The 23,644-nt window shown below is 43.7% G+C and carries 22 protein-coding genes and 1 other annotated feature; of the genes, 15 read left to right on the plus strand and 7 right to left on the minus strand.

The annotated features are described in order from the left end of the window. Window positions 1-28: 28 nt before the first annotated feature. The 10 genes from ytrA (at window position 29) to bceB (ending at window position 9,871) form a co-directional block, all read left to right on the plus strand. The gene (gene ytrA / locus M1D94_RS05770) at window positions 29-421 is read left to right on the plus strand and encodes a GntR family transcriptional regulator YtrA (protein ID WP_003229121.1); all 393 of its coding nucleotides are present in this window, start codon (window positions 29-31) and stop codon (window positions 419-421) included. Further along, window positions 414-1,292 (plus strand): ABC transporter ATP-binding protein YtrB, encoded by an 879-nt coding sequence (gene ytrB, locus M1D94_RS05775; RefSeq protein ID WP_003229123.1) that lies wholly within the window; start codon window positions 414-416, stop codon window positions 1,290-1,292. Before ytrA ends, ytrB begins: the two co-directional genes overlap by 8 nt. Next, a complete protein-coding gene (gene ytrC, locus M1D94_RS05780) occupies window positions 1,286-2,272 on the plus strand; it encodes an ABC transporter permease YtrC (protein WP_426841826.1) in 987 nt (328 codons plus the stop codon). The genes ytrB and ytrC overlap by 7 nt, the downstream gene beginning before the upstream one ends. Before the next feature lie 29 nt (window positions 2,273-2,301). Continuing rightward, complete coding sequence (gene ytrD, locus M1D94_RS05785) at window positions 2,302-3,279, plus strand: ABC transporter permease YtrD (protein WP_172850137.1); 978 nt, start codon at window positions 2,302-2,304, stop codon at window positions 3,277-3,279. Between the two features lie 14 nt (window positions 3,280-3,293). Continuing rightward, window positions 3,294-3,989 (plus strand): ABC transporter ATP-binding protein YtrE, encoded by a 696-nt coding sequence (ytrE, locus tag M1D94_RS05790; protein WP_014477726.1) that lies wholly within the window; start codon window positions 3,294-3,296, stop codon window positions 3,987-3,989. Next, the gene (gene ytrF, locus M1D94_RS05795) at window positions 3,979-5,289 is read left to right on the plus strand and encodes an ABC transporter permease YtrF (protein ID WP_015251399.1); all 1,311 of its coding nucleotides are present in this window, start codon (window positions 3,979-3,981) and stop codon (window positions 5,287-5,289) included. Before ytrE ends, ytrF begins: the two co-directional genes overlap by 11 nt. 96 nt (window positions 5,290-5,385) lie before the next feature. Beyond that, the gene (bceR, locus tag M1D94_RS05800) at window positions 5,386-6,081 is read left to right on the plus strand and encodes a two-component response regulator BceR (RefSeq protein WP_038828831.1); all 696 of its coding nucleotides are present in this window, start codon (window positions 5,386-5,388) and stop codon (window positions 6,079-6,081) included. Then, complete coding sequence (gene bceS, locus M1D94_RS05805; RefSeq protein WP_424926213.1) at window positions 6,074-7,078, plus strand: two-component sensor histidine kinase BceS; 1,005 nt, start codon at window positions 6,074-6,076, stop codon at window positions 7,076-7,078. Before bceR ends, bceS begins: the two co-directional genes overlap by 8 nt. A gap of 101 nt (window positions 7,079-7,179) precedes the next feature. Beyond that, complete coding sequence (bceA, locus tag M1D94_RS05810; protein ID WP_103803281.1) at window positions 7,180-7,941, plus strand: bacitracin ABC transporter ATP-binding protein BceA; 762 nt, start codon at window positions 7,180-7,182, stop codon at window positions 7,939-7,941. Continuing rightward, window positions 7,931-9,871, plus strand: a complete 1,941-nt coding sequence (gene bceB / locus M1D94_RS05815) for an FtsX-like permease family protein (protein WP_213419803.1) — start codon at window positions 7,931-7,933, stop codon at window positions 9,869-9,871. The genes bceA and bceB overlap by 11 nt, the downstream gene beginning before the upstream one ends. A gap of 36 nt (window positions 9,872-9,907) precedes the next feature. Here bceB and M1D94_RS05820 read toward each other — a convergent pair whose 3' ends face one another. Further along, window positions 9,908-10,654, minus strand: a complete 747-nt coding sequence (locus tag M1D94_RS05820; RefSeq protein WP_456270453.1) for a sunset domain-containing protein — start codon at window positions 10,652-10,654, stop codon at window positions 9,908-9,910. A gap of 188 nt (window positions 10,655-10,842) precedes the next feature. Between M1D94_RS05820 and M1D94_RS05825 the strand changes: the two genes are divergently transcribed. Then, window positions 10,843-12,036, plus strand: coding sequence for an MDR family MFS transporter (locus M1D94_RS05825; RefSeq protein WP_064670874.1), 1,194 nt, complete (start codon window positions 10,843-10,845; stop codon window positions 12,034-12,036). Between the two features lie 236 nt (window positions 12,037-12,272). Here the strand turns inward: M1D94_RS05825 and M1D94_RS05830 are convergent, their stop codons facing one another. Then, window positions 12,273-13,058 carry a blue-light photoreceptor gene (locus M1D94_RS05830; protein WP_049140998.1) on the minus strand — a complete coding sequence of 262 codons (786 nt, stop codon included), beginning with the start codon at window positions 13,056-13,058 and terminating at the stop codon, window positions 12,273-12,275. 404 nt (window positions 13,059-13,462) lie between these two features. On the opposite strand from M1D94_RS05830, the gene M1D94_RS05835 reads away from it, so the two are divergent. From M1D94_RS05835 to M1D94_RS05845, 3 genes are all read left to right on the plus strand, one after another. Beyond that, window positions 13,463-13,798 (plus strand): DUF4257 domain-containing protein, encoded by a 336-nt coding sequence (locus tag M1D94_RS05835; protein ID WP_003246114.1) that lies wholly within the window; start codon window positions 13,463-13,465, stop codon window positions 13,796-13,798. A 102-nt stretch (window positions 13,799-13,900) separates the two neighbouring features. Further along, window positions 13,901-14,115 (plus strand) — a binding site (T-box leader). Window positions 14,116-14,224: 109 nt separating this feature from the next. Beyond that, window positions 14,225-16,639 (plus strand): leucine--tRNA ligase, encoded by a 2,415-nt coding sequence (gene leuS / locus M1D94_RS05840; protein WP_321541005.1) that lies wholly within the window; start codon window positions 14,225-14,227, stop codon window positions 16,637-16,639. Between the two features lie 115 nt (window positions 16,640-16,754). Further along, window positions 16,755-17,066 carry a rhodanese-like domain-containing protein gene (locus M1D94_RS05845; protein ID WP_041851115.1) on the plus strand — a complete coding sequence of 104 codons (312 nt, stop codon included), beginning with the start codon at window positions 16,755-16,757 and terminating at the stop codon, window positions 17,064-17,066. Window positions 17,067-17,087: 21 nt separating this feature from the next. On the opposite strand, the gene melA is transcribed toward M1D94_RS05845, so the two are convergent. From melA to M1D94_RS05870, 5 genes are read right to left on the minus strand one after another with little or no spacing between them, the layout of a single operon-like run. Then, window positions 17,088-18,386: an alpha-galactosidase MelA gene (gene melA / locus M1D94_RS05850; protein WP_003246000.1), complete on the minus strand. Its 1,299-nt coding sequence runs from the start codon at window positions 18,384-18,386 to the stop codon at window positions 17,088-17,090. A gap of 19 nt (window positions 18,387-18,405) precedes the next feature. Further along, window positions 18,406-19,236, minus strand: a complete 831-nt coding sequence (locus M1D94_RS05855; protein WP_456270454.1) for a carbohydrate ABC transporter permease — start codon at window positions 19,234-19,236, stop codon at window positions 18,406-18,408. Beyond that, window positions 19,233-20,144: a carbohydrate ABC transporter permease gene (locus M1D94_RS05860; RefSeq protein ID WP_015251409.1), complete on the minus strand. Its 912-nt coding sequence runs from the start codon at window positions 20,142-20,144 to the stop codon at window positions 19,233-19,235. Before M1D94_RS05860 ends, M1D94_RS05855 begins: the two co-directional genes overlap by 4 nt. After that, window positions 20,137-21,417, minus strand: coding sequence for an ABC transporter substrate-binding protein (locus M1D94_RS05865; RefSeq protein WP_041851114.1), 1,281 nt, complete (start codon window positions 21,415-21,417; stop codon window positions 20,137-20,139). The genes M1D94_RS05860 and M1D94_RS05865 overlap by 8 nt, the downstream gene beginning before the upstream one ends. Window positions 21,418-21,450: 33 nt before the next feature. After that, window positions 21,451-22,485 carry a LacI family DNA-binding transcriptional regulator gene (locus M1D94_RS05870; protein ID WP_041851113.1) on the minus strand — a complete coding sequence of 345 codons (1,035 nt, stop codon included), beginning with the start codon at window positions 22,483-22,485 and terminating at the stop codon, window positions 21,451-21,453. Between the two features lie 217 nt (window positions 22,486-22,702). Between M1D94_RS05870 and M1D94_RS05875 the strand changes: the two genes are divergently transcribed. After that, complete coding sequence (locus tag M1D94_RS05875; protein ID WP_041851112.1) at window positions 22,703-23,602, plus strand: dienelactone hydrolase family protein; 900 nt, start codon at window positions 22,703-22,705, stop codon at window positions 23,600-23,602. Window positions 23,603-23,644: the final 42 nt, after the last annotated feature.

Consider the following 23,644-nt stretch of genomic DNA (forward strand, 5'->3'; position numbering starts at 1 on the left):
TCAGATCGTATAGAAAGTAGGGAAGTAAATGATTCAAATCGATCCAAGAAGCTCAACACCCATTTACGAACAAATTATTCAGCAAATGAAAGAGCTTTGTTTGAAAGGGATCATGAAGCCTGGTGATAAGCTTCCTTCTGTCAGAGAATTGGCAACGATCATTATTGCGAATCCGAATACTGTCAGCAAAGCGTATAAAGAACTTGAGCGAGAGGGGATTATTGAGACGCTGCGGGGCAGAGGGACCTATATATCGGAGAATGCAAAAACGACACTGGTTGAAGGGAAGATGACGATGATTAAAGAGCAACTCAAACAGCTCATCATCGATGCACACTATGCAGGGGTTGAGCTGGAAAAACTGCACGAATGGATAAAGGAAATCAGCGCTGATGTGAAGGGAGGCAAAAAAAATGATTGAACTACGGCAGCTGTCAAAAGCGATTGACGGCAATCAAGTATTAAAAGATGTTTCATTAACAATCGAAAAAGGAGAAATCTTTGGATTGCTTGGACGCAACGGATCAGGGAAAACGACGATGCTTCGCTTAATCCAGCAAATCATTTTCGCTGACAGCGGAACGATTTTATTTGACGGCGTAGAAATCAAAAAGCACCCGAAGGTCAAACAAAATATCATCTACATGCCTGTTCAAAATCCTTTTTACGACAAGTATACATACAAGCAGCTTGTTGATATCCTGAGAAGAATATATCCGAAATTTGATGTCACGTACGCGAATGAGCTGATGAACAGATACGAAATTCCGGAAACGAAAAAATACCGTGAGCTGTCGACAGGCTTGAAAAAACAGCTGTCGCTCGTTCTGTCGTTTGCGGCGAGACCGGCGCTGATCCTCCTTGATGAGCCGACGGATGGTATTGATGCGGTAACTAGACATGATGTGCTGCAGCTGATGGTCGATGAAGTGGCAGAGCGTGATACGAGTATCCTGATTACGTCCCACCGGCTTGAAGACATAGAGCGGATGTGCAACCGAATTGGCTTTCTTGAAGATAACAGGCTGACCAACGTCATGGATCTTGATGAGTTAAAAGAAGAATACATTAAAATTCAAATGGCCTTCGATACAGATGTCAATTTGGCCATCAGAGAGCAAAACATTCCGATGCTCGATCAGGCCGGCGTGTTTTACACAGTGCTGATTCCGAAAAGCGATGAGGAGAAAAAGAGCTTTTTGAGAGAGCTGAAGCCAAAAGTATGGAATGAGCTTCCTGTCAACTTGGAAGAAGTGTTCATTGCGAAGTTTGGAGGGAAGCGGAGATGGTAGACCGAGGTCTCCTCTATCGAGAGTGGAAGCAGAATCAAGTGGTGATTTTGCTAAGTATTGCGTTTTTAGTGCTGGCAAATCCGCTCTCTATTGTGAATACGTATTTGTCTTATCAAGGATGTCTGGCTCATCAAGACCCGCAATATTGTGATTTTATTGTCAATTATAGAGTAAGCAATCTGATAGATATCAACTGGGTGCCGGGTGTCATTTTGGCGGTCAGCTTCATGGGAATGGAACGTTCGAAAGGCGCGATGGATTTTATATTGAGCCTCCCGTATAACAGAAGCCAAATTTTTCAGACGAAATTTTGGTTAGGCGGTTTTGTGATTGTGCTGTCGCAATTGATTGGCTTTTTACTCGCATGGCTGCTGATTGTTGTCTATAACCCTGAACACGTCTACTTTTTTGAGCACAGCAGCGTTGGAGTAATTGTGATTAGTTTTATGGCTTTTTCACTGGTGATGGCCGCCGGAGCTTTAACTGGAAATGCTTTTGCCCAGCTGTTAACGGCGTTTTCTGCAGCTATATTGCCGTATTTAATTATTGCATTGCCGGTTGGAAACCTTGAAGTTGTTTTTGGTGTGAATATATGGGAAATGTTCCCTTCCCCTGAGAGTTATTTCTCTCTGGCAAGCAATTTATCGAACCTAGTACCGATTAGTTACGTTGTAAATGAATGGATGACTAACAGTAAATATCTTTTATTGATTCCAGCCGTAATGAGCATTCTATTTTACTTGATTGGTTTGATAAGCTTCAAAAAGCATCCAAGTGAACGAAACGGACACTTTTTCTTATGGAACAGATTAGACCGTCCGGTGCAAATTCTGGTTATGGCTTTCGGCATCCTTGGATTTGGTTTATTTGGATACTATACCGGACATTCCATTATTGGTTATATTTTGGGTATGATCATTGGGGCAGTGGCTGGATTCTTTGTGAGCTACTTCTCTATTTATAAGAAAACAAAAGTGTAAGAAATGCCTTAGGTTTGGAGGGAAGTGAGTTGCCGGATTCCGGACTGCTTTACAAAGAGTGGCGGCAGAATAAAGTCGCCTTAGTTATCACCATTTTGGTTTTTATATTAGGTAATCCATTATCAATTTTAAATATGTATCTCATCTATCAAGGCTGTGTCACTGGAAAAGAAAATTGGGTCGGCCCCTGCGTATTCAGCGTTGATTATTTAAACAGCTCATTTATCTCATTGTTTTGGATTTGGGGAGTCGTTTTGGCGGTCAGCCAGCTAGGGATTGAACGAAGCAAGGGCTTTTTTGATTTTACATTAAGCCTTCCTTATACACGAGGGCAGATATTTAACGCGAAGTTCTTTACTAGCGGAATGGTGATTGTGATCCCGCAGCTCATAGGTTATGTTTTATCTGTTTTACTGATTTTGTTTTTGAAGCCTGATCAGGCCGTTTATTTTCACAATTACAGCTTGGGAATGATTATTGTTAGCATGCTGGCTTATTCTTTGGTTATGGCCGGAGGAGCTTTGACAGGCAATAGTTTCGCACAGCTTCTAGTCTCATTTACCGTGGCCATTTCGCCGTTTTTACTCATCAGCCTGCCTGCGATCAACCTGGAGATCCTTTTTGGCGGATCAATCGATTTTATCCATGGTCCAGTACCCAAATGGGTGCAGTATTTCATTCCGATAATTTATATAGACTCGAAATGGGCTGAGAATTCACCATATTATTTAGTGATTCCGGCTATCATGACTATCATTTTCTACATCATCGGCTATATTAGTTTTGTCAAACTATCTAATGAAAGAAACGGGTACTTCTTCTTATGGAAGCCGCTTGACCGTCCGGTGCAGATGATCGTGATTATCATAGGAATCATGGGCTTCGGCTACTTTGGATTTTCTGCCAGCGAAAGCTTTGCAGGCTATCTCATTGGCATGGCTGCCGGCGCGGTAATCGGTTTCTTGATTAGTTATTTTGCGATTTATAAAAAAACAAAACTTTTGTAAGGGAGAGAGAACATATGATAGATGTTCAGCATATCGACCATTCTTTCACGATCGGAAAAAAGGGCCGTGAGAATGAAGTTCCAGTATTGAAGGATGTTTCATTACGTGTGGCGAAAGGTGAGATCGCCTGTATTGTCGGGCGAAGCGGCTCAGGGAAATCAACGCTTTTGAATTTGATTTCCGGCTACATATCGCCGACAAAAGGGCGGATTGTCATTAATGGCACTGATGTTACGGGGTTTAATGAAAAGGAATGGGCGCAATTTCGGCTTGATCATTTCGGGTTTATTTTCCAAAGCTTTCAGCTCATCCCGGGTTTAACGACGTATGAGAATGTGGAAATGCCGCTGGCGTTAAAAGGAATCAAGCCCTCTGAGCGGAAGCAAAAGGTGCAAGACATGCTGAAACGCGTCGGTCTGGAAAACCACGCCGCTCATTATCCGAATGAACTGTCAGGCGGCCAGCAGCAGCGTGTCAGTATTGCTCGAGCGTTGATTTTAAATCCTTCGATTATCTTAGCGGATGAGCCGACGGGAAGCCTTGATTCAGAAACGGAACATGAAGTGCTGGAATTGATCCAGCAGCTGAATCGTGAGCGTGGCATTACATTTGTGATCATTACTCACGATGATGAAGTCGCTTCTATCGGACATTCAAAATTTCAGCTTCATGATGGTGTGCTAAAAGGAGGAATTACCGTTGAGGTTTAAGGATCAGGTTCATTTTATCAGAAGAAATATGAAGAAAAACAGACTTCGCGTCTTTATGACGATTCTTGCGACAACAATGGCGTGTGCGTTTTTGGTTGTGCTGTCGTCCGTTGGATTTGGGATTCAAAAGACAATTACAGATATGACAATGAGCCAGCAGATTGTAACGAAAGTCAGTGTAATGGGCAAGGAAGGAGACAAGCCTATTAAAAAAGCTGATTTAGAGAAGTATGATCACGTAAGGTCAGTTGTAGAAAGAACGCAAGTGTATGAACCAAACAAAGCTACTTTAGGCAATCGTACAAATGAAAGCTCAAATCTCATTTTTACTAATATGAATGATGAATTAAAGGCCAATATGGAATTGGAAAAGGGAAGAGTCGCAAAGTCAGAAAATGAAATCGTAGTAGGATACGACTTCGCAAAGAGATTATTGACGAAAAAAGAATCGGAAGAATATAACAAAAAAATCGAAGAAGCAAAAGGAAATCCAGAAGATATAAAAGAACCAAAGGGCTATACGAAAGATATTCTGAACAAAACAATAGAACTAAGTGTATCGAAGACAGATCCTAAAACAGGGGATGTTACAAAAACAAAAACATATGACTTTAAAATTGTCGGTATTACAAAAAAACCATCTCAAGACTGGATGGAGGACTCAAACATTTTTATCAGTGATCAATTCAAAAAAGATTTTTCGGAATTCTTAGATTTCAAAGGCGGAAATGTTGAAACGAACATTGGTGTTTTTGCTGATAAGTTTGAGAATGTGGAACAGCTGACAAATGATCTAACAGATGACGGTTACTATGTCACATCAGTGACTACCGAACTTGAGGGAGCCAATACCTTCTTCATGGTCTTCAAAATCGGACTGATCTTTGTCGGATGTATCGCAGTTATCATTTCAGCGATCGGCATTTTTAACACGATGACGATGGCGGTGACAGAGAGAACGCAAGAGATCGGCATTATGAAAGCGATTGGGGCGAGCCCGTCAATTATTCGCCGAATGTTCTTGATGGAAAGCGCGTATATCGGAATTTTAGGCTGTGTGATTGGGATTATCATTTCTTACGGCGTGAGCTACCTTGTCAACCTGGCCGTTCCGATGATTCTTGCGGCCACAAGCGGAAGCGATGCGGGCGACTTGAATTACACATTCTCCTACATCCCGGCGAGTCTTGTGATCATTGCCGTTGTGATTTGCGGAGGGGTCGCAGTCATTTCCGGAATGAACCCGGCGAGAAAAGCAACAAAAACCAACGTGCTGACAGCGTTGAGAAGAGAACTATAATGCGAACCAGCCGGCTGAGACAGCCGGCTTTTTCTATAGCACATGATAGCGTTTTGCTATACACTTGATAAAAAAGGAAAAAGTGCGGTGAGTTGATTGTTTAAACTTTTGCTGATTGAAGATGATGAATCGCTGTTTCATGAAATCAAGGATCGTTTAACGGGATGGTCCTATGATGTATACGGCATTCAGGATTTCAGTCAGGTGCTGCAGGAATTTGCGGCGGTTAATCCTGATTGTGTCATTATTGATGTACAGCTGCCTAAATTTGACGGCTTTCATTGGTGCCGGCAGATCCGCTCCCGGTCTAATGTTCCGATTCTCTTTTTATCCTCCCGGGATCATCCTGCTGATATGGTGATGTCCATGCAGCTCGGGGCAGATGACTTTATCCAAAAGCCATTTCATTTTGATGTGCTGATTGCGAAAATCCAAGCGATGTTCCGGCGTGTGCACCATTATAATACGGAGCCGAGTACGATTAAAACGTGGTGCGGCGCTGCTGTAGACGCGGAGCAGAACCTCGTCAGCAATGACAAAGGATCTGTTGAACTGACCAAAAATGAGATGTTCATTCTTAAACAACTAATAGAGCAAAAAAACAAGATCGTCAGCCGGGAAGAGCTGATCAGAAGCTTGTGGAACGATGAGCGTTTTGTTAGTGATAATACGCTGACCGTCAATGTCAATCGCCTGCGAAAAAAACTGGAGGTCCTGCAGCTAGGTGCATATATCGAGACAAAGGTGGGCCAGGGCTACATCGCGAAGGAAGAGGACAAGTTCTATGATTAAAGCATTCCTTATCGAAAGGCGGAGCTGGATTGCCGCGTTTTTGTTTCAGCAGGCTTTGATGCTGTTCATTGCTTTTGTCGATCCTTCCATATCATTTGGAAATGTGCTTTATATGGTGTATTTGTGCATCTTGTTTTTTGTTATATTCCTTTGGTTCCGCTATCGGAAAGAAACCGCGTTTTATAAAAGCCTGAAAACATGGGAAAACAATCTCGATGTGACTGCCATAAATGAACCGGAAACGCCATTTGAAGCAATCGTTGACAGAAGCATTGCCGGGCAAACGAAACACTTGAAGCAGACTGCAACACAGCATCGCTTAGCATTGGAAAAGGAAAAAGATGAACTGATGGCATGGATTCATGAGGTCAAAACCCCATTAACAGCAATGCATTTAATCATTGACAGAATGGAAGAAAAAGCTTTGAAATCCCAGCTGTCATATGAATGGCTGCGTATTCACCTGCTTCTTGATCAACAGCTTCATCAAAAACGCATTTCATTTATTGAAAACGATCTGTCAGTAGAATTCATTCAGCTTCAGCCTTTGATCTTTAAAGAAATCAAAGATTTACAATCGTGGTGTATCCAAAAAGGGATCGGTTTTGACATACAGCTCGAGGCCAAAGAAGTGCTGAGTGATGCAAAATGGCTGGCGTTTATCATCAGGCAGCTGCTGACAAATGCGGTGAAATACAGCGAAGCCTCTGAAATTGAGATCAAAAGCTTTCAAAAAGGGGAACAGACGAAGCTCCAAGTGAAAGACTGTGGCAGGGGCATTGATCCAAAAGATGTACCGCGTATTTTTGATAAAGGGTTCACATCCACAACAGATCACCATAATCAAGCGTCCACTGGCATGGGGCTGTACTTGGTGAAAAAAGCAGCGGCGCCGTTATTGATTCATGTTGATGTTGAGTCGGAGTTCGGTGCGGGGACAGTTTTTACATTAACCTTTCCGAAACGGAATCAATTTGAACGGGTCATAAGCGTGTGACGAAAATGTCACATGCTTTTCTTTTTTGTTCGCCGTATCGAAGGAAAAGCGCGGCATTCCTTTTTATAATGAGATTATCCAATATAAAGGAGACTGCGTAAATGGTGATTTTAGAAGCGAATAAAATTCGAAAAAGTTATGGAAACAAGCTGAATAAACAGGAAGTGCTGAAGGGCATTGATCTTCACATTGAAAAGGGCGAATTCGTCAGTATTATGGGTGCTTCCGGGTCAGGAAAAACCACTTTGCTTAATGTACTGTCCTCAATCGATCAGGTCAGTCACGGAACCATTCATATTAATGGAAATGACATGACAGCTATGAAGGAAAAGCAGCTGGCTGAATTTAGAAAACAGCATTTAGGCTTTATCTTTCAGGATTACAATTTGTTAGACACATTGACAGTGAAAGAGAATATCCTTCTGCCTTTATCGATCACGAAACTATCAAAAAAGGAAGCCAATCGCAAGTTTGAGGAAGTTGCAAAGGAACTGGGAATATATGAATTGCGGGATAAGTACCCGAATGAAATTTCCGGCGGCCAGAAGCAGAGAACATCCGCCGGAAGAGCGTTTATTCATGACCCGAGCATTATTTTCGCTGATGAACCGACCGGCGCGCTTGATTCGAAATCGGCCTCTGATCTATTAAATAAGCTGAGCCAGCTCAATCAAAAACGAAACGCCACGATTATTATGGTTACCCATGATCCCGTCGCAGCCAGCTACTGCGGCAGAGTCATTTTTATTAAGGACGGGCAAATGTATACACAGCTGAATAAAGGGGGCCAGGACAGGCAGACGTTTTTCCAGGATATTATGAAAACGCAAGGCGTGTTAGGCGGGGTGCAGCATGAACATTAATCAGCTCATCCTGCGAAATTTGAAAAAGAATCTTCGTAATTACTATCTGTATGTGTTTGCGCTCATCTTTAGCGTGGCGCTTTATTTCGCCTTTGTCACGCTGCAGTATGACCCAGCAATTAACGAAGTGAAGGCTTCGATCAAGGGAGCTGCGGCTATTAAAACCGCTTCGATTTTGCTTGTGGCTGTAGTGGCGATCTTCATTTTATATGCCAATACGATTTTTATTAAGAGACGGAGTAAAGAAATCGGGCTGTTTCAATTGATTGGAATGACGAAGCATAAAATTTTCCGCATCTTAAGTGCAGAAAATGTCATGCTGTATTTCGGTTCATTAGCGATCGGGGTAGCGGCCGGGTTTTCGATATCGAAGCTTGTCTTGATGATTCTGTTCAAAATTGTCGATGTCAAAGCGGATGCGAAACTGCATTTTTCTGAGCAGGCCTTGGTCCAAACGGTCATTGTGTTCTGCGGCATTTACCTTTTGATCATGATCATGAATTATACGTTTATCAAAAAACAGAGTATTTTATCTTTGTTTAAAGTAACGTCCTCCACTGAAGACAAAGTAAAGAAAATATCATTTTTCCAAATGATAATCGGCGCTTTAGGCATCGTGTTGATTTTGACAGGATACTATGTGTCTTCTGAGCTGTTTGGCGGAAAATTTAAGACCATTAATGAACTGTTTGTTGCGATGAGCTTCATTCTGGGGAGCGTCATTATCGGGACGTTTTTGTTTTATAAAGGATCAGTTACGTTTATCTCGAATATCATTCGAAAAAGCAAGGGCGGCTACTTAAATATTTCTGAGGTCCTGTCACTGTCATCAATCATGTTCAGAATGAAATCGAATGCTCTGCTGCTGACGATTATTACAACCGTTTCAGCACTTGCGATCGGGCTGTTATCTCTTGCATATATCTCGTATTACTCGTCAGAAAAGACCGCTGAACAAAATGTAGCGGCTGATTTTTCATTCATGAATGAGAAAGATGCCAAGTTATTTGAAAACAGATTGAGGGAAAGCAACATCTCGTTTGTAAAAAAGGCAACACCTGTCCTGCAAGCAAATGTTGACATTGCAAATATCATGGATGGAACTCCGAAAGAGATGCAGGGCGATCCCAGCAATATGCAGCTTGCTGTTGTTAGCGACAAAGATGTAAAAGGAGTCGATGTGGCGGCTGGAGAAGCCGTTTTCTCAGGATACACCGACTTGCTGCAAAAAATAATGGTTTTCAAGGACTCTGGTGTTATTAAAATAAAAAGCAAACATGAGACGCAGCCATTAAAATATAAAGGATTAAGAGAAGAGTTTCTTGTATCCTACACGTTTACAAGCGGGGGCATGCCCGCTGTCATTGTGGATGACAGCCTGTTTCAACAGCTGAACAAGGATAAGGACCCCCGCATTCAGCTGGCGCAATCTACATTTATCGGCGTCAATGTGAAACATGACGATCAAATGGAAAAAGCAAATGAGCTTTTTCAACAGGTGAACAAGAAAAACGAGCATTTATCAAGACTGGATACAAGCGCTGCGCAAAAATCACTGTTTGGTATGGTGATGTTCATCGTCGGCTTCTTAGGGTTAACGTTCCTGATTACATCAGGTTGTATCCTTTATTTTAAACAAATGGGTGAAAGTGAAGATGAAAAACCGAGCTATACGATTTTAAGAAAACTCGGTTTTACGCAGGGCGACCTAATAAAGGGAATACGCATCAAACAAATGTACAACTTCGGCATTCCGCTCGTTGTCGGCCTCTTCCACAGTTACTTTGCCGTCCAATCCGGCTGGTTCTTATTCGGATCAGAGGTATGGGCGCCTATGATTATGGTGATGGTGTTATATACTGCGCTCTACTCCATTTTTGGTTTTCTGTCAGTTCTTTATTATAAGAAGGTCATTAAATCGTCGTTGTGAAACAGAAAAAGCTCCAGACATTCTGGAGCTTTTTGTTTATCGTTTTGGCGCCCTATAACCGGCGGCTTCAGCTTCTTCAACTGAGCAAAACATTTCAGCCGGATCGGTTGTCCGGTCATAGTATGTACTGCCTGGCGTGTGGTAGATGCCGTTTTTGCTTCCTTTGATATTACAGCCTTCTGCTTTGTCAGCTGTTTTGGTTTCATCACTTTTACTCGTATTGTTTGAAGAACTTCCAGTGTCTTCATGAGAACTGGCGGTTTGGCTTTCCGTCTCTTTTAATTGATTTTCAAGCTTTGTTTTATCTTGTCGGAGTGTTTCATTTTCAGCCTTTGCCGTTTTTGCATCTTCTTTGAGCTGCTTTTGATTTTCTTGAAGCTCTTTAATCTCAGCTTTTAATGATTTCTGAGTCTTTTTTAGATCGCTATTTTCGTTTTTAAGCTTCTCAAGCTTGTCTTGATCTTCTTTGTTGTCTATTAATTTCTTTGCTTCAGAGCTGACAGATTTATATTCTTTCTCAAGTTCTTCATGCTCTTTTGTGAGGTTTTTATATTCGGCGTTTAGCGCTGAATATTTTTTCTCGGCATTTGCTGCGGAAGTGTCAGGTTCTGCCAATGCTGCCCCGGTAAAGAGCAGCACAAGGCCTCCAATGAAAAGCGGCCAAAAAAGTCTCTTGGAGAAACGTTTTTCCTTTTTCAGTACATATCTGACAAAGTGATATAATCTATAGCCCAGTGCAATGAGACATGCCAGAAAACCTAAGAATGCTAATACCATTTCCATAATATGACCCCTTTTTCTATTTATTTTACATTTTTCAAACAATATTTGTTAGATTTTTTCACGCTCATCAGTTGAAAAATGTGAGAGAGATAGATAGAATGAATGTGCTATGATAACTGGATTCGTACGGAGCCGTTTTAGGTTTCGTTTTTTTCATGAGCTTTTTTAGGTAAGAAAGGGGGATAAGTATGCCGCGTGCTCTTAAAATTTTAGTCATTGGAATGTTTATCAATGTGACGGGTGCTTCTTTTTTATGGCCGCTGAATACGATTTATATCCATAATCATTTAGGAAAGTCGTTAACGGTAGCCGGACTTGTCCTGATGCTGAACTCCGGCGCCAGTGTGGCTGGTAATTTATGCGGAGGTTTTTTGTTTGATAAAATCGGCGGTTTTAAATCGATTATGCTTGGGATAGCCATTACGTTAGCAAGCCTGATGGGCCTTGTCTTTTTTCATGATTGGCCGACCTATATTGTGCTGCTGACGATTGTGGGCTTTGGCTCCGGTGTAGTTTTTCCGGCCAGCTACGCAATGGCGGGATCGGTATGGCCTGAAGGGGGAAGGAAGGCATTTAATGCGATATATGTCGCGCAAAACGCGGGTGTGGCCGTCGGTTCAGCACTTGGCGGTGTCGTGGCATCTTTCTCGTTTTCATATGTATTTTTGGCAAATGCCGTATTGTATCTGATCTTTTTCTTTGTTGTATATTTCGGATTTCGAAATATTCAGACGGGCGATGCATCCCAAACATCCGTGCTTGATTATGATGCTGTGAACAGCAAAGCAAAATTTGCCGCATTGATCATTTTAAGCGGAGGCTATGTACTCGGATGGCTGGCTTATTCTCAGTGGTCAACCACAATTGCTTCGTACACACAAAGCATTGGAATATCTCTTTCCTTATACAGCGTGCTGTGGACAGTTAACGGAATTCTCATTGTGCTCGGCCAGCCGCTCGTCAGTTTTGTGGTGAAAAAATGGGCCGAGTCGCTAAAAGCGCAAATGGTCATCGGCTTTATCATTTTTATTGTGTCTTTCAGCATGCTGCTGACTGCAAAGCAATTTCCGATGTTTCTCGCTGCGATGGTGATCCTGACGATCGGAGAAATGCTTGTTTGGCCTGCTGTGCCGACAATTGCCAATCAGCTCGCCCCTAAAGGGAAAGAAGGCTTTTATCAAGGCTTTGTCAACAGTGCGGCGACAGGCGGCAGAATGATTGGTCCCCTGTTCGGAGGAGTGCTTGTCGATCATTACGGCATTAAGGCCCTTGTTTTATCTCTGTTGGTATTGCTGCTGATCAGTATTGCCACAACGCTTCTATATGACAAACGGATAAAATCAGCTAAAGAAACAAATAAGCAGGCATCAATCTCTTCATAATAAAAGATCCCGCCGAATGAGCGGGATCTTTCAGCGTGTCGACAAACCCTCGCATTCGTTGTCAGGCCTGCGCTTCGGTGCTCACGAATTAGAACATTCGCTCCGCTCCTATGCTCGTCCTTCCTAGACTTCAAGGGTTTTCAATCACGCTGAAAAGATGACAAAATCCTAAAATGAAAACCATTTTAGGATTTTGTCAACAATCTGAAAGATCCCGCCGGATGAGCGGGATCTTTTTACATAATCGGAAGCACTTTAACGGCATCCTTTACATTTGAAAATGTTTTCAGCGACGAAAAATTGGCATCCAATTTATTCATTTTCATGGCCAATTCAGGCTTAATGCCGGTAATGATTAACTCAGTTCCAGTCAATTTCAGCAAATGGCTCAGCTTGAAAATTTGGTCGGCCGTTTGTTCGTTCACTTGGGCCAATCCGGATAAATCAATGATCAAATAATCATCTTTGGATGTTGATAAGATATTCGTCAATGTGCAAACAATGGAATTAAATCGCTCCTCTGTCAGGTTTCCGACTAGCGGAAGAGCTGAAATGCCATTGCGAATCGGGACTATAGGAGTTGAAAGTGCAGTAATTTCCGTGAGGGAATCCTCGAGAAGCTTTTCATACTCTTTTTGCTTGGTGATGTCTTTCTGAATTCCGACAAAATACGTTTTATCCTCTATTTCCATTGGATCAATATTTAATTCATTCCAGAACATCGTTCCGTCTTTTTTGTAGTTTTGGATCTGAACGGTGACCGGTTCTTTATTTTGTAAAGCGGTTCTGATGTTGTCCACTTCTGCAGGACCTGTGTGTTTCCCCTGTAAGAAGCGGCAGTTCTTTCCTAAAATTTCCTCGGTTTCGTAGCCGGTCATTTGAACAAAGCCTTGATTTACGTAGACAATAGGATTATCTTCAAGTGCGGGATCTGTAATTACCACACCGACTCGCACGTGATCAAGCGCTTTTTTGATGACTTCCAGCTGTCCTGGTATCCCAAATGATTGAAAACTAGCCATATAAATCCCCCTTAGGCCGTCAGCTTGCTATGCGAAAGCCTGATATTCCCCTTTTTTAAAATGAATTCTACAGTAACCGTAGCACAACACATGTTCTGATTCAAGCAAGTGCAGTTTGTTGTTTGTCATTAGGGCTTGTCCTCGTATACACTAAAAATAAGAACAGAATATGAACATATGAACGGAAAGGTTTTCTACATGCTAAATAGGTGACTAGGTAAATGTCACTGGGTGAAAAATGAATCCAATGCATCAAGCTTACCGATCATGTGTTCACATATAATGGAAGAAACAAGCTTTTTACAGATTTGCCGGTATGTAGATATCGAAAATCATCGGAATCGTTTAAGGGGGCTGGATGGCCTGAAGTCGCTTTACGAAATAAGGGCTTTAGGAAGGTGATGATGAAGATGCTGCATCAGGTACTTATTGCTTGTGTAATTGGAGGAATCATGGGGATTCTCGGTCATGTGAAAAAGAGAGGCAGACTGGAGAAGCCCAGAATGACGAAGCGGTTTATCTACCTTGGATTTTTGGAAGATTGGTTTATCGGAATGACAGCTTCCATTTTACTTGTATTATCCGCTGACCCCGATTCAGGAATTCAACTTGTCATCTTATCCATTATCTCAGGCTACGGCGGTGAAGCTGTTCTCAGAAGTTTTGACTTTGTGAGAGAACTGAACAGCGGCGGCGAACCGGCCGAGTCCAAACGTCAAACCAAAACTCCACCCGAATAATTGTCCTCAATCTTCGCCCGTTCAGGGTACATTCCCATTGTATACAAACCTGCTTGCACTTATGAACAGAATTCTATAAAATACAGTTAGATTACGGTTGCGATAAGAACAATGAAGAGGAGCAGTAAGAAACAGATATTGTTGCAGAGAGTTGACGGCTGGTGAAAGTCAATCAAGTTTGTTTCCGAACTCACCTCAGAGTTGCAGCGGTGAAAAGCCGCTGACGCATAACTGCGTTAAAAGTATCAAGTGAGTGCGGCGTATGCCGCGCTAACGAGGGTGGTACCGCGGGAAAACGAAAGTCTCTCGTCCCTTTTTGGGATGAGGGAGTTTTTTTTAGTTTGGGAATATTCTGAATATAATCCTCTCCTTCCCGTCAATACTTGAACCATACACGCCGTATTCAATCAGAAGGAGGTTTTTACTTTGAGTTTTCAGCACAAAGAGATAGAAAAGAAATGGCAAACATATTGGCTTGAAAACAAAACATTTGCCACTCTTGATAATAATGAAAAACAAAAATTTTACGCGCTGGACATGTTTCCTTATCCGTCTGGAGCTGGGTTGCACGTCGGCCATCCTGAAGGATACACAGCTACGGATATTCTGTCCCGCATGAAGCGCATGCAGGGCTATGATGTCCTTCATCCAATGGGCTGGGACGCATTCGGCCTGCCAGCTGAACAATACGCCCTTGACACAGGGAACGACCCTGCTGTGTTTACGAAGCAGAATATTGATAACTTCCGCCGCCAAATTCAAGCGCTTGGCTTCTCATATGACTGGGATCGCGAAATCAATACGACTGACCCTGAATACTATAAATGGACGCAATGGATTTTCTTAAAGCTATACGAAAAAGGCCTTGCTTACGTTGACGAAGTGCCTGTAAACTGGTGCCCTGCGCTCGGTACTGTTCTTGCCAACGAAGAAGTCATTGACGGCAAGAGCGAACGCGGCGGCCATCCGGTAGAGAGACGCCCAATGAAGCAGTGGATGCTGAAAATCACCGCTTATGCGGACAGGCTCCTTGAGGATTTGGAAGAGCTTGATTGGCCGGAAAGCATTAAAGATATGCAGCGCAACTGGATCGGCCGTTCGGAAGGCGCTCACGTTCATTTTGCTATAGATGGACATGATGATTCCTTTACGGTGTTTACAACAAGACCAGATACGCTGTTTGGCGCTACATACACTGTCCTTGCCCCGGAACACGCATTGGTGGAAAACATCACAACGGCTGAGCAAAAAGAAGCTGTTGAAGCTTATATCAAAGAAATTCAATCAAAGAGTGACCTTGAACGCACAGATCTTGCGAAAACAAAGACAGGCGTATTCACAGGAGCGTATGCGATCAATCCTGTAAACGGAGAAAAACTGCCGATTTGGATTGCGGATTATGTTCTTGCATCATACGGAACAGGTGCTGTCATGGCAGTTCCAGGCCACGACGAGCGTGATTTTGAATTCGCCAAAACATTTGGCCTTCCGGTGAAGGAAGTCGTAAAAGGCGGGAACGTTGAGGAAGCAGCTTATACTGGCGACGGCGAGCACGTGAACTCTGATTTCCTGAACGGCCTTCACAAACAGGAAGCGATTGAGAAAGTGATCGCTTGGCTGGAAGAAACGAAAAACGGTGAGAAGAAAGTGACGTACCGTCTTCGTGACTGGCTCTTCAGCCGCCAGCGTTATTGGGGCGAGCCGATTCCGGTCATTCATTGGGAAGACGGAACGTCAACAGCTGTCCCGGAAGAGGAGCTGCCGCTGATTTTGCCGAAAACGGATGAAATCAAACCGAGCGGAACGGGCGAATCACCGCTTGCGAACATTAAAGAGTGGGTGGAAGTCACAGACCCTGAGACAGGGAAAAAAGGAAGAAGAGAAACGAATACAATGCCGCAATGGGCGGGAAGCTGCTGGTATTTCTTGCGCTATATTGATCCGCACAATCCGGAGCAGCTGGCATCACCAGAAAAATTGGAAAAATGGCTTCCGGTCGATATGTATATAGGCGGTGCAGAGCATGCCGTGCTTCACCTTCTGTATGCCCGCTTCTGGCATAAGTTCCTTTATGATATCGGCGTAGTGCCTACGAAAGAACCGTTCCAAAAGCTGTACAACCAAGGAATGATTCTCGGCGAAAATAACGAAAAAATGAGTAAATCTAAAGGGAACGTTGTCAACCCTGACGAAATCGTGTCCTCTCACGGTGCTGATACGCTGAGATTGTACGAAATGTTCATGGGACCTCTTGATGCTTCAATCGCCTGGTCTGAATCAGGATTAGACGGTGCGCGCCGTTTCCTTGACCGTGTATGGCGCCTATTTATTGAAGACAGCGGTGAGCTTAATGGCAAAATCGTTGAAGGCGCGGGTGAAACATTGGAGCGCGTCTATCATGAAACAGTCATGAAAGTCACAGACCATTATGAAGGCCTTCGTTTCAACACGGGTATTTCCCAGCTGATGGTCTTTATTAATGAAGCTTATAAAGCAACAGAACTTCCGAAAGAATATATGGAAGGCTTCGTGAAGCTTCTTTCTCCTATCGCGCCACACTTAGCGGAAGAGCTTTGGGAGAAGCTTGGCCATTCCGGCACAATTGCCTACGAAGCTTGGCCTGTATATGATGAAACAAAACTTGTGGATGATGAAGTTGAAATCGTTGTTCAGCTGAACGGAAAAGTAAAAGCGAAATTACAGGTTCCTGCCGATGCAACGAAAGAACAGCTGGAACAGCTTGCTCAAGCAGATGAAAAGGTCAAAGAGCAGCTTGAAGGCAAAACGATTCGGAAAATCATCGCGGTGCCTGGCAAGCTTGTCAATATTGTGGCAAACTAAGCCTAGAAAAAATCCCCTTTGCCAAAAGGGGATTTTTTTCATCAGTCTCAGAATAGCAATCGTTCAGCTGACTTTGATATACTGAACATGATCACTGTGAATAGGAGTGTTTTCTTTGGAAATAAAAGAAATCAGCACAGCCGCTTTGAAAGAAAAAATTGAGGCGGACGAAGAATTATATTTAATTGATGTCAGAGAAGATGAAGAGGTAGCGGAAGGCATGATCCCGCAAGCCGTTCATATTCGCATGGGGGATATTCCTGAAAAAATGGAAAGCCTTGATAAAGACAAAGAGTACGTATTTATCTGCCGCTCAGGAATGCGCAGCATGAACGTCTGCAAGTACCTGGATGAGCAAGGCTTTAAAACAGTCAATGTTGAAGGCGGCATGATGGCATGGGAAGGCGAAACAAAACCAAAAAACTAGGGGAGAGCGGTCCCCTAGTTTTTATTTGTATTCCGGAAGCCAATCGCCGTGTGCTGCAAATAAATCGTCACACATGGAGATGATGTCCTTCATGGAAAGCTCCGCACTTGTATGCGGATCAAGCATTGCAGCTTGGTAAACCGCTTCTTTTTTCCGTGTGACAGCCGCTTCGATTGTCATCAGCTGTGTATTAATATTCGTGCGGTTTAAGGCGGCAAGCTGCTCAGGCAGTTCTCCGGCGAAGCACGGTGTAATTTTTTTTCTGTCGGCGACGCATGTCACTTCCACAACCGCTTTTGAAGGAAGGTTGGTGATCAGCCCTGTATTCAAGACGTTTCCTCCGAAGGTGAATGGTTCGTTTGTTTCCATTGCTTCTATAATTCTTGAACCATATTCCTTTGAGCGTTCGTGCGTAAGGTTTTTATTGTTGACGATGTCATCCCGCATTTTCTCCCAATTTTCAATCTGCTTGACGCACCTTCTCGGATATTCGTCGAGCGGGATTTGCAGCTCGCTGATCAATTCAGGGTAATTCCGTTTAATAAAGTATGGGTGATACTCTGCGTTATGTTCGGACGATTCCGTGACATAATAGCCGAACTTATCCATTAATTCAAACCGCACCATATCATGATGCTTTGTTTTTTGTTTTTCTTTCGCTCTCCTTTTGATTTCTGGATATAAATCTGTGCCGTCTTTTTTGACTTCCAAAAGCCAAGCCATATGATTGATTCCTGCGATGCGTTCCTCAATTCCGTCATGCTCCATTCCGAGAGCTTTAAATAAATCCTTCGTGCACACTTGAACACTGTGGCAGAGCCCGATTGTTTTGATATTGGTATAGCGGAGCATGGCGCCTGTAAGAGTGGCCATTGGATTTGTATAGTTTAAGAACCATGCGTCAGGGCACATTTCCTCCATATCTTTTGCGATATCAAATAAGACCGGGATTGTTCTGAGAGATCTGAATATCCCGCCGATGCCGACTGTATCGGCGATCGTCTGGCGCAGCCCATACCGTTTAGGAATCTCGAAATCGATGACTGTGCTCGGTTTGTATCCTCCAACCTGAATCGCATTGATGACATAGCCTGCGTTTTGCAAGGCGAGTTTTCTGTCATCATAGCTGTTGATGGCCACACTTGGGTTATAACGGTCTCTTAGATTTTCGAGCATGAGCTGGGATTCCTGCAGGCGTTTGGGATCAATGTCGTAAAGAGCGAACTCAAATCCATTCAGTGCCTCTGTTAACAGGCAGTCTCCCAAAACATTTTTGGCGAAAATCGTGCTCCCTGCACCGATAAATGTAATCTTTTTCATATTGCTTCCTCCTTTAATGTTAACCCTTTACCGCTCCGGAAGACAGGCCGGCAATAAAGTATTTTTGCAGCGCCAAAAACAGAACAACCATCGGCAGCATTGCCATAAGTGCCGCTGCGGCAACTAAATGAAGGTTGTTTGCGTTTTCTCCGAAAAAACCTGCCATGGCTACTGTTAATGTCTGAACCTTTTGATCTTGTAAAAAGAAAATGGCAAATTGATAGTCGTTCCAAATAAAGACACAACAAATAATACAGATGGTCGCAGTGATCGGCTTCAGCAGAGGAAACACAATCGTAAAAAAGATTTTCAGCATGCCTGCGCCGTCAATTCTTGCGGCTTCTTCAAGCTCTTTTGGAATGGTCGATCGGATAAAGCCTGAATATAAGAATACGGTTAAAGGCATGTAAGCCGCTGTATTGATGAAAATGGCGATTGCGTGTGTATTGACCATTCCGGCGTCCACGACCATTCGGTACAAAGGAACCATGGACGTTAACGGAGGGATGATCATAATGGAAATCAGCAAGGCAAAAACGGCTTTATTCAGTTTCGTTTCCCGCCGGGCAAGCGGGTAGGCGGCAAGTGAGCCGAATATAATTAATAACAAGGCAGAAAAACCTGTGATGATCATGGTGTTTATAAAAGAGTTTCCTAGCGAAGCGCGCTCCCACGCCTCTGAAAAATTATGAAAGGAGATGTCGGCTGGAAATATCCATTTCGAACTGTAGTCTCCTTTTGCTTTCAATGAAGTGGTCAGCAGGATATAAAAAGGAATAAAATGCGCACAGGCCACAATGGCTGCAAGAAGCGTAATGATCCGCATGCTTTTTGTACGGGCGGCTCTCATGACATTTCCGTCTCCTTTCTTTTAAAGTACGCAAGCGCGCAAAAGCTGATGATCAAAATGACAAATGCCATAAATATGCCTTGCGTTGCGGCATAGCCGGCATCCTGCCGTTTGAAATACAAATCATACATAAATGTGGACATGGATTGTGACGCATTTCCGGGGCCGCCAGCGGTGAGTGCAATGATGACGTCAAACAGCTTTAAGCCTCCGATAATGTTGATGACCATATTAATGGTAATGGAGGGCATTAACAGCGGCAGCGTGATGGTAAAAAACTGCTGGCCTTGTTTCGCGCCATCCATTTGCGCCGCTTCATAGTAGTCTTTCGGAATGCTTTGCAGACCGGCTAAGTAGACAACCATAGCGATCCCGACATATTGATAGGTGTTAATCATGACAATGATCCATGGATTGAGCGAGGGACTGGCGAGCGCATTAATAGGGCTGATGCCGAAGACCCCGAGCAAATCGTTGAGCGCGCCTCCGTCATAGGAGAAGAAAAAGTACCAAATGTAGCCCATAATGAGCGGGCTGATCATCACCGGCAAATACACAATTGTTCTTGTTACCGCTTTCGTTTTAATGCTTTGATTTAAGAGCAGAGCGTACAGAAGCCCGACCACATTTTGAAAAAAGGTGCTCCCAAGCCCGTAAAGCAGAGTGTTTTTTAAGATATGCCAAGTGTCAGGATCAGAAAACAGCCTTTCATATTGCGCGAATCCAACCCATTGGTAAACTTGTGAAAAGCCGTTCCAGTTTGTAAAGGTAATCAATGTGCCTTTCACAAACGGATAAATCATAAAGACCAGAACGGAGAGCAAAGCAGGAATGTACATCCACCAAAGTGAGGACTGCTTTTTTGGCTTAACCTGTTTCACATGAACGTCCCTTGCGATCTCACTCATTGTTTTCAGCTCCCTGTGTTTCCGATTGCTCCCTGAGTCGTTTATATTCTCTTCCCAGTTTCTGCGAAATTTCTTGAGGCGCCATAATGTCAGCCGCCAGCTCCTGCCCAACCGTGCCCAAGACATCCCACATTCCGTTTGGCAAGTATAAACGGTCGAAGTAAGGCTCGACTTTGACATCTTGATAATGCTCATAATCGTTTGCGTAGAAAATATTAGCTTTCACATTGGTCAGCCCTGAAGGAAGCGATGTGGCTTCAGCCATTTGTTTGGCATTGGCCGGGCGGGCCATAAATGCGATAAATTCTTTTGCCTCTTTTAATTGAGGCGAATCTTTCCATGCTGCAAGGGTGTAGCGTTCACCGCCGATCCATATCGGGTTATCACCGGGATGTATGGCGGGTGTCGGGATAATGCCGACCTTGACGTTCGGATTGATCTGGGCAACGTCTTGGCCGAGGGTGCCGCCTTGCATTGTAAAGGCGATTTTGTTTTGGGCCATTAATTCAATGAGCTGTGATTTTTTTGCCGTGACGGCGTCGATGTTAATCAATTTTTCTTTCTGCATTTGTTTGAGGATTTCTGATAAATAAGTGAATTTACTCCATTGAAAAGTGCCGTTGATGAGCTGTTTTTTTTCATTATGGGCAGGGTCTGTGATGAGAAGAGGTGTAGCGAATTGGTCGTAATATTGTGCAAATGAGCTTTTGTCATAGCCGGCAAACCAGAAGGGAACAATGCTTCCCTTGCTTTTTTCTTTAATCGTTCTCAGTGCTTTGATAAAGTCATCCATGGTTTCCGGCGGAGCAATGCCGTAACGGTCTAAAATATTGCGGTTATACGCCAGACCGTCTTTTGCCTGATTGATCGGATAGGCATACACCTTTCCGCTTTTATTTTTGAGGATGCTGTTTAAATTGGGATCAAGATCTTGAGTCCATTCCATATCCCGGAGATCCGCTGTATATTCACCGTACCTGATTTTCCCCCAGCCATGTGTATCGAATAGATCTGGCAAATCATTGGCCGCCATTCTGACACGCATCATATTTTCATAGTCATTGCCTGGGAAATGAAGGCTGACATGAATGTCACTGTGTTCCTTTTCGAATGCTGCCGCTAGTTTTCTGAACGTATCTCTTTCACTGTCGGTTGACATTGTAGAATAAATGGTTAACGTCTTTTTTGCGGTATCTGCTGAGCTTTTCTCTGCTGAACACCCGGGCAGAACAAGCAGAATAAGAGAGAGAAATAAAACAAAAGTGTGTTTCATCTTTTCCTCCTTATCATCGTGATGAATCTTTGCTTATGTCACCTCCTTTGCTGTACATCCACAGCTTTGTCTTACGATTAATGTTGTAGGCAGGGTGACATGGTGAGGAAGCGTTCGGCCATTGAGACGGTCAAGCAGCAGTTTTACGCCTGTCCGGCCCATTTCCTCTGTGTATACCTTCACCGTCGTTAAAGGCGTGCTGGCAAATTCAGCTTCCTCAATGCCGTTAAAGCTGACGATTGCGGTATCCCGCGGCACTTGCAGTCCGGCTTCCTGAAGCGCTTTTAATGCGCCGATCGCCATAGAATCGCTGGCAATAAAGAATGCTTCCGGCAGATGGCCTTGATCGATTGCTTTCTTCATCAGGCGATAGCCCTCACGCATGCTGTATTCTCCGATCAGCACATGCTCAGGCTGGGGGGCGGCTGACTCCAAAAAAGCGGTCAGGCGTTTATCTTCAATCGTTCTGCGAATGCTTTGGCCGTCCTTCAGCGTATGCTCTTTTTCTTGTCCGCCAATGTAGCCTAACCGTTTGTAGCCTAAGTCGAGAAGGTGATCAATCGCCTGGCGTGAAGCCGATTCAAAATCGATTCCAATCGAATCGTATGCTTGCGGATCTGGTGAATGATTGATAAATACGGCATGCTCCAGCCTCCCGCTGATATGCTTAACCGCTTCATCATGAACACGGCCGATGACAATGACACCATCCAATTCCCGAAAGATATGTTCCTGAAAGGAGCCGAGATGAATCGAATTTGTAATGAAAATTTCCTGTTCAAAGCATTCCTTTTCAATCCCTTTCCGAATGGAAGAAAAATAAGGGTCCTGCCTTTCCTGATCAGGGGACAGACAGCTCAACACACCGATCAGCGGCTGAGCCCGCTGTTTTTGCCCGCGGGATTTTCGGCGTTTGGCAACGGTTTGATAACCAAGCTCTTCAGCGATGTTGATGACTCTTTGTCTCGTTTCGCCCGCAACAGAAAGCGACTCATCTTCATTTAAAATTCTGGACACAGTTGCGCTGGAAACTTTAGCTTTCAAGGCGATATCTTTAATACGAACCATGGGTATCCCTCTCATCTATTTAGTAAAATATTAACTCATCTGTTTTTGATAAATTGATACTATCATATAAAAGTAAGCGGTTACAATAATTGTTTTCGGAATATTTCGTTATATTTACTAAATATTTAGTAAATGATGTGATTTATGTTGGAAAAATAAAGGGGAACCCAGATCTGTCTCGTAAATGTGAAGTAAGCGAAAAAGGAAGGGTGATGGGATGAGAGTCGAAAGAAGAAAGCAACTGTTTCGTTTGCTTGGTGATTTGCCTGATCGGAGGCCAATCAGTGTTGAGACATTACGTATTGAAGAAAGAGAAGAAAATATTGTTGAAACGCTCCTGCTCGATTTAAATGGACATGAAAAGGTGCCCGCTTATTTTGTGAAGCCGAAGAAAACAGAAGGACCGTGCCCAGCCGTATTGTTTCAGCATTCGCATGGGGGCCAGTATGATAGGGGAAAAAGTGAGCTGATTGAGGGAGCGGATTATTTGAAAACGCCTTCTTTTTCTGATGAGCTTACTTCACTCGGATACGGCGTTCTTGCGATTGATCATTGGGGATTTGGAGATCGGCGGGGAAAAGCGGAAAGCGAGATATTTAAAGAAATGCTTCTCACCGGAAAAGTGATGTGGGGGATGATGATTTATGACAGTTTAAGTGCGTTGGACTATATGCAGTCACGCTCTGATGTTCAGCCTGACAGGATCGGAACCATCGGCATGTCTATGGGAGGTTTGATGGCGTGGTGGACAGCGGCGCTCGATGACCGGATTAAGGTGTGTGTGGATTTGTGCAGCCAGGTGGATCATCACGTGCTGATCAAAACACAGAATCTTGATAGGCACGGCTTTTATTATTACGTCCCATCGCTTGCAAAGCATTTTTCCGCATCGGAGATCCAAGGCCTGATCGCGCCGCGCCCGCACCTTAGTCTTGTTGGTGTACACGATCGGTTAACGCCGGCCGAGGGCGTGGACAAAATCGAAAAAGAATTGACAGCTGTCTATGCTGGACAGGGAGCTTCTGATTGCTACCGAGTGGTCCGTTCTGCTTCGGGACATTTCGAAACAGCAGTTATGAGGCATGAAGCTGTCCGGTTTTTGCAAAAGTGGCTGTGACTGTAAAAAGAAATCGAAAAAGACCGTTTTGTGTGAAAACGG

This window comes from Bacillus sp. JZ109 (genome assembly GCF_053903135.1).

Bases quoted from the DNA above. Each gene is read 5' to 3' on its own strand.
- bceB (WP_213419803.1), top strand. From the start codon at position 7,931: ATGAACATTAATCAGCTCATCCTGCGAAATTTGAAAAAGAATCTTCGT.
- M1D94_RS05830 (WP_049140998.1), bottom strand. From the start codon at position 13,058: ATGGCTAGTTTTCAATCATTTGGGATACCAGGACAGCTGGAAGTCATC.
- M1D94_RS05865 (WP_041851114.1), bottom strand. From the start codon at position 21,417: ATGAAACACACTTTTGTTTTATTTCTCTCTCTTATTCTGCTTGTTCTG.
- M1D94_RS05860 (WP_015251409.1), bottom strand. From the start codon at position 20,144: ATGAGTGAGATCGCAAGGGACGTTCATGTGAAACAGGTTAAGCCAAAA.
- M1D94_RS05820 (WP_456270453.1), bottom strand. From the start codon at position 10,654: ATGGAAATGGTATTAGCATTCTTAGGTTTTCTGGCATGTCTCATTGCA.
- ytrB (WP_003229123.1), top strand. From the start codon at position 414: ATGATTGAACTACGGCAGCTGTCAAAAGCGATTGACGGCAATCAAGTA.
- ytrA (WP_003229121.1), top strand. From the start codon at position 29: ATGATTCAAATCGATCCAAGAAGCTCAACACCCATTTACGAACAAATT.
- M1D94_RS05870 (WP_041851113.1), bottom strand. From the start codon at position 22,485: ATGGTTCGTATTAAAGATATCGCCTTGAAAGCTAAAGTTTCCAGCGCA.
- ytrE (WP_014477726.1), top strand. From the start codon at position 3,294: ATGATAGATGTTCAGCATATCGACCATTCTTTCACGATCGGAAAAAAG.
- ytrC (WP_426841826.1), top strand. From the start codon at position 1,286: ATGGTAGACCGAGGTCTCCTCTATCGAGAGTGGAAGCAGAATCAAGTG.
- M1D94_RS05835 (WP_003246114.1), top strand. From the start codon at position 13,463: ATGAAGATGCTGCATCAGGTACTTATTGCTTGTGTAATTGGAGGAATC.
- M1D94_RS05855 (WP_456270454.1), bottom strand. From the start codon at position 19,236: ATGAGAGCCGCCCGTACAAAAAGCATGCGGATCATTACGCTTCTTGCA.
- M1D94_RS05875 (WP_041851112.1), top strand. From the start codon at position 22,703: ATGAGAGTCGAAAGAAGAAAGCAACTGTTTCGTTTGCTTGGTGATTTG.
- bceA (WP_103803281.1), top strand. From the start codon at position 7,180: ATGGTGATTTTAGAAGCGAATAAAATTCGAAAAAGTTATGGAAACAAG.
- M1D94_RS05825 (WP_064670874.1), top strand. From the start codon at position 10,843: ATGCCGCGTGCTCTTAAAATTTTAGTCATTGGAATGTTTATCAATGTG.
- bceS (WP_424926213.1), top strand. From the start codon at position 6,074: ATGATTAAAGCATTCCTTATCGAAAGGCGGAGCTGGATTGCCGCGTTT.
- melA (WP_003246000.1), bottom strand. From the start codon at position 18,386: ATGAAAAAGATTACATTTATCGGTGCAGGGAGCACGATTTTCGCCAAA.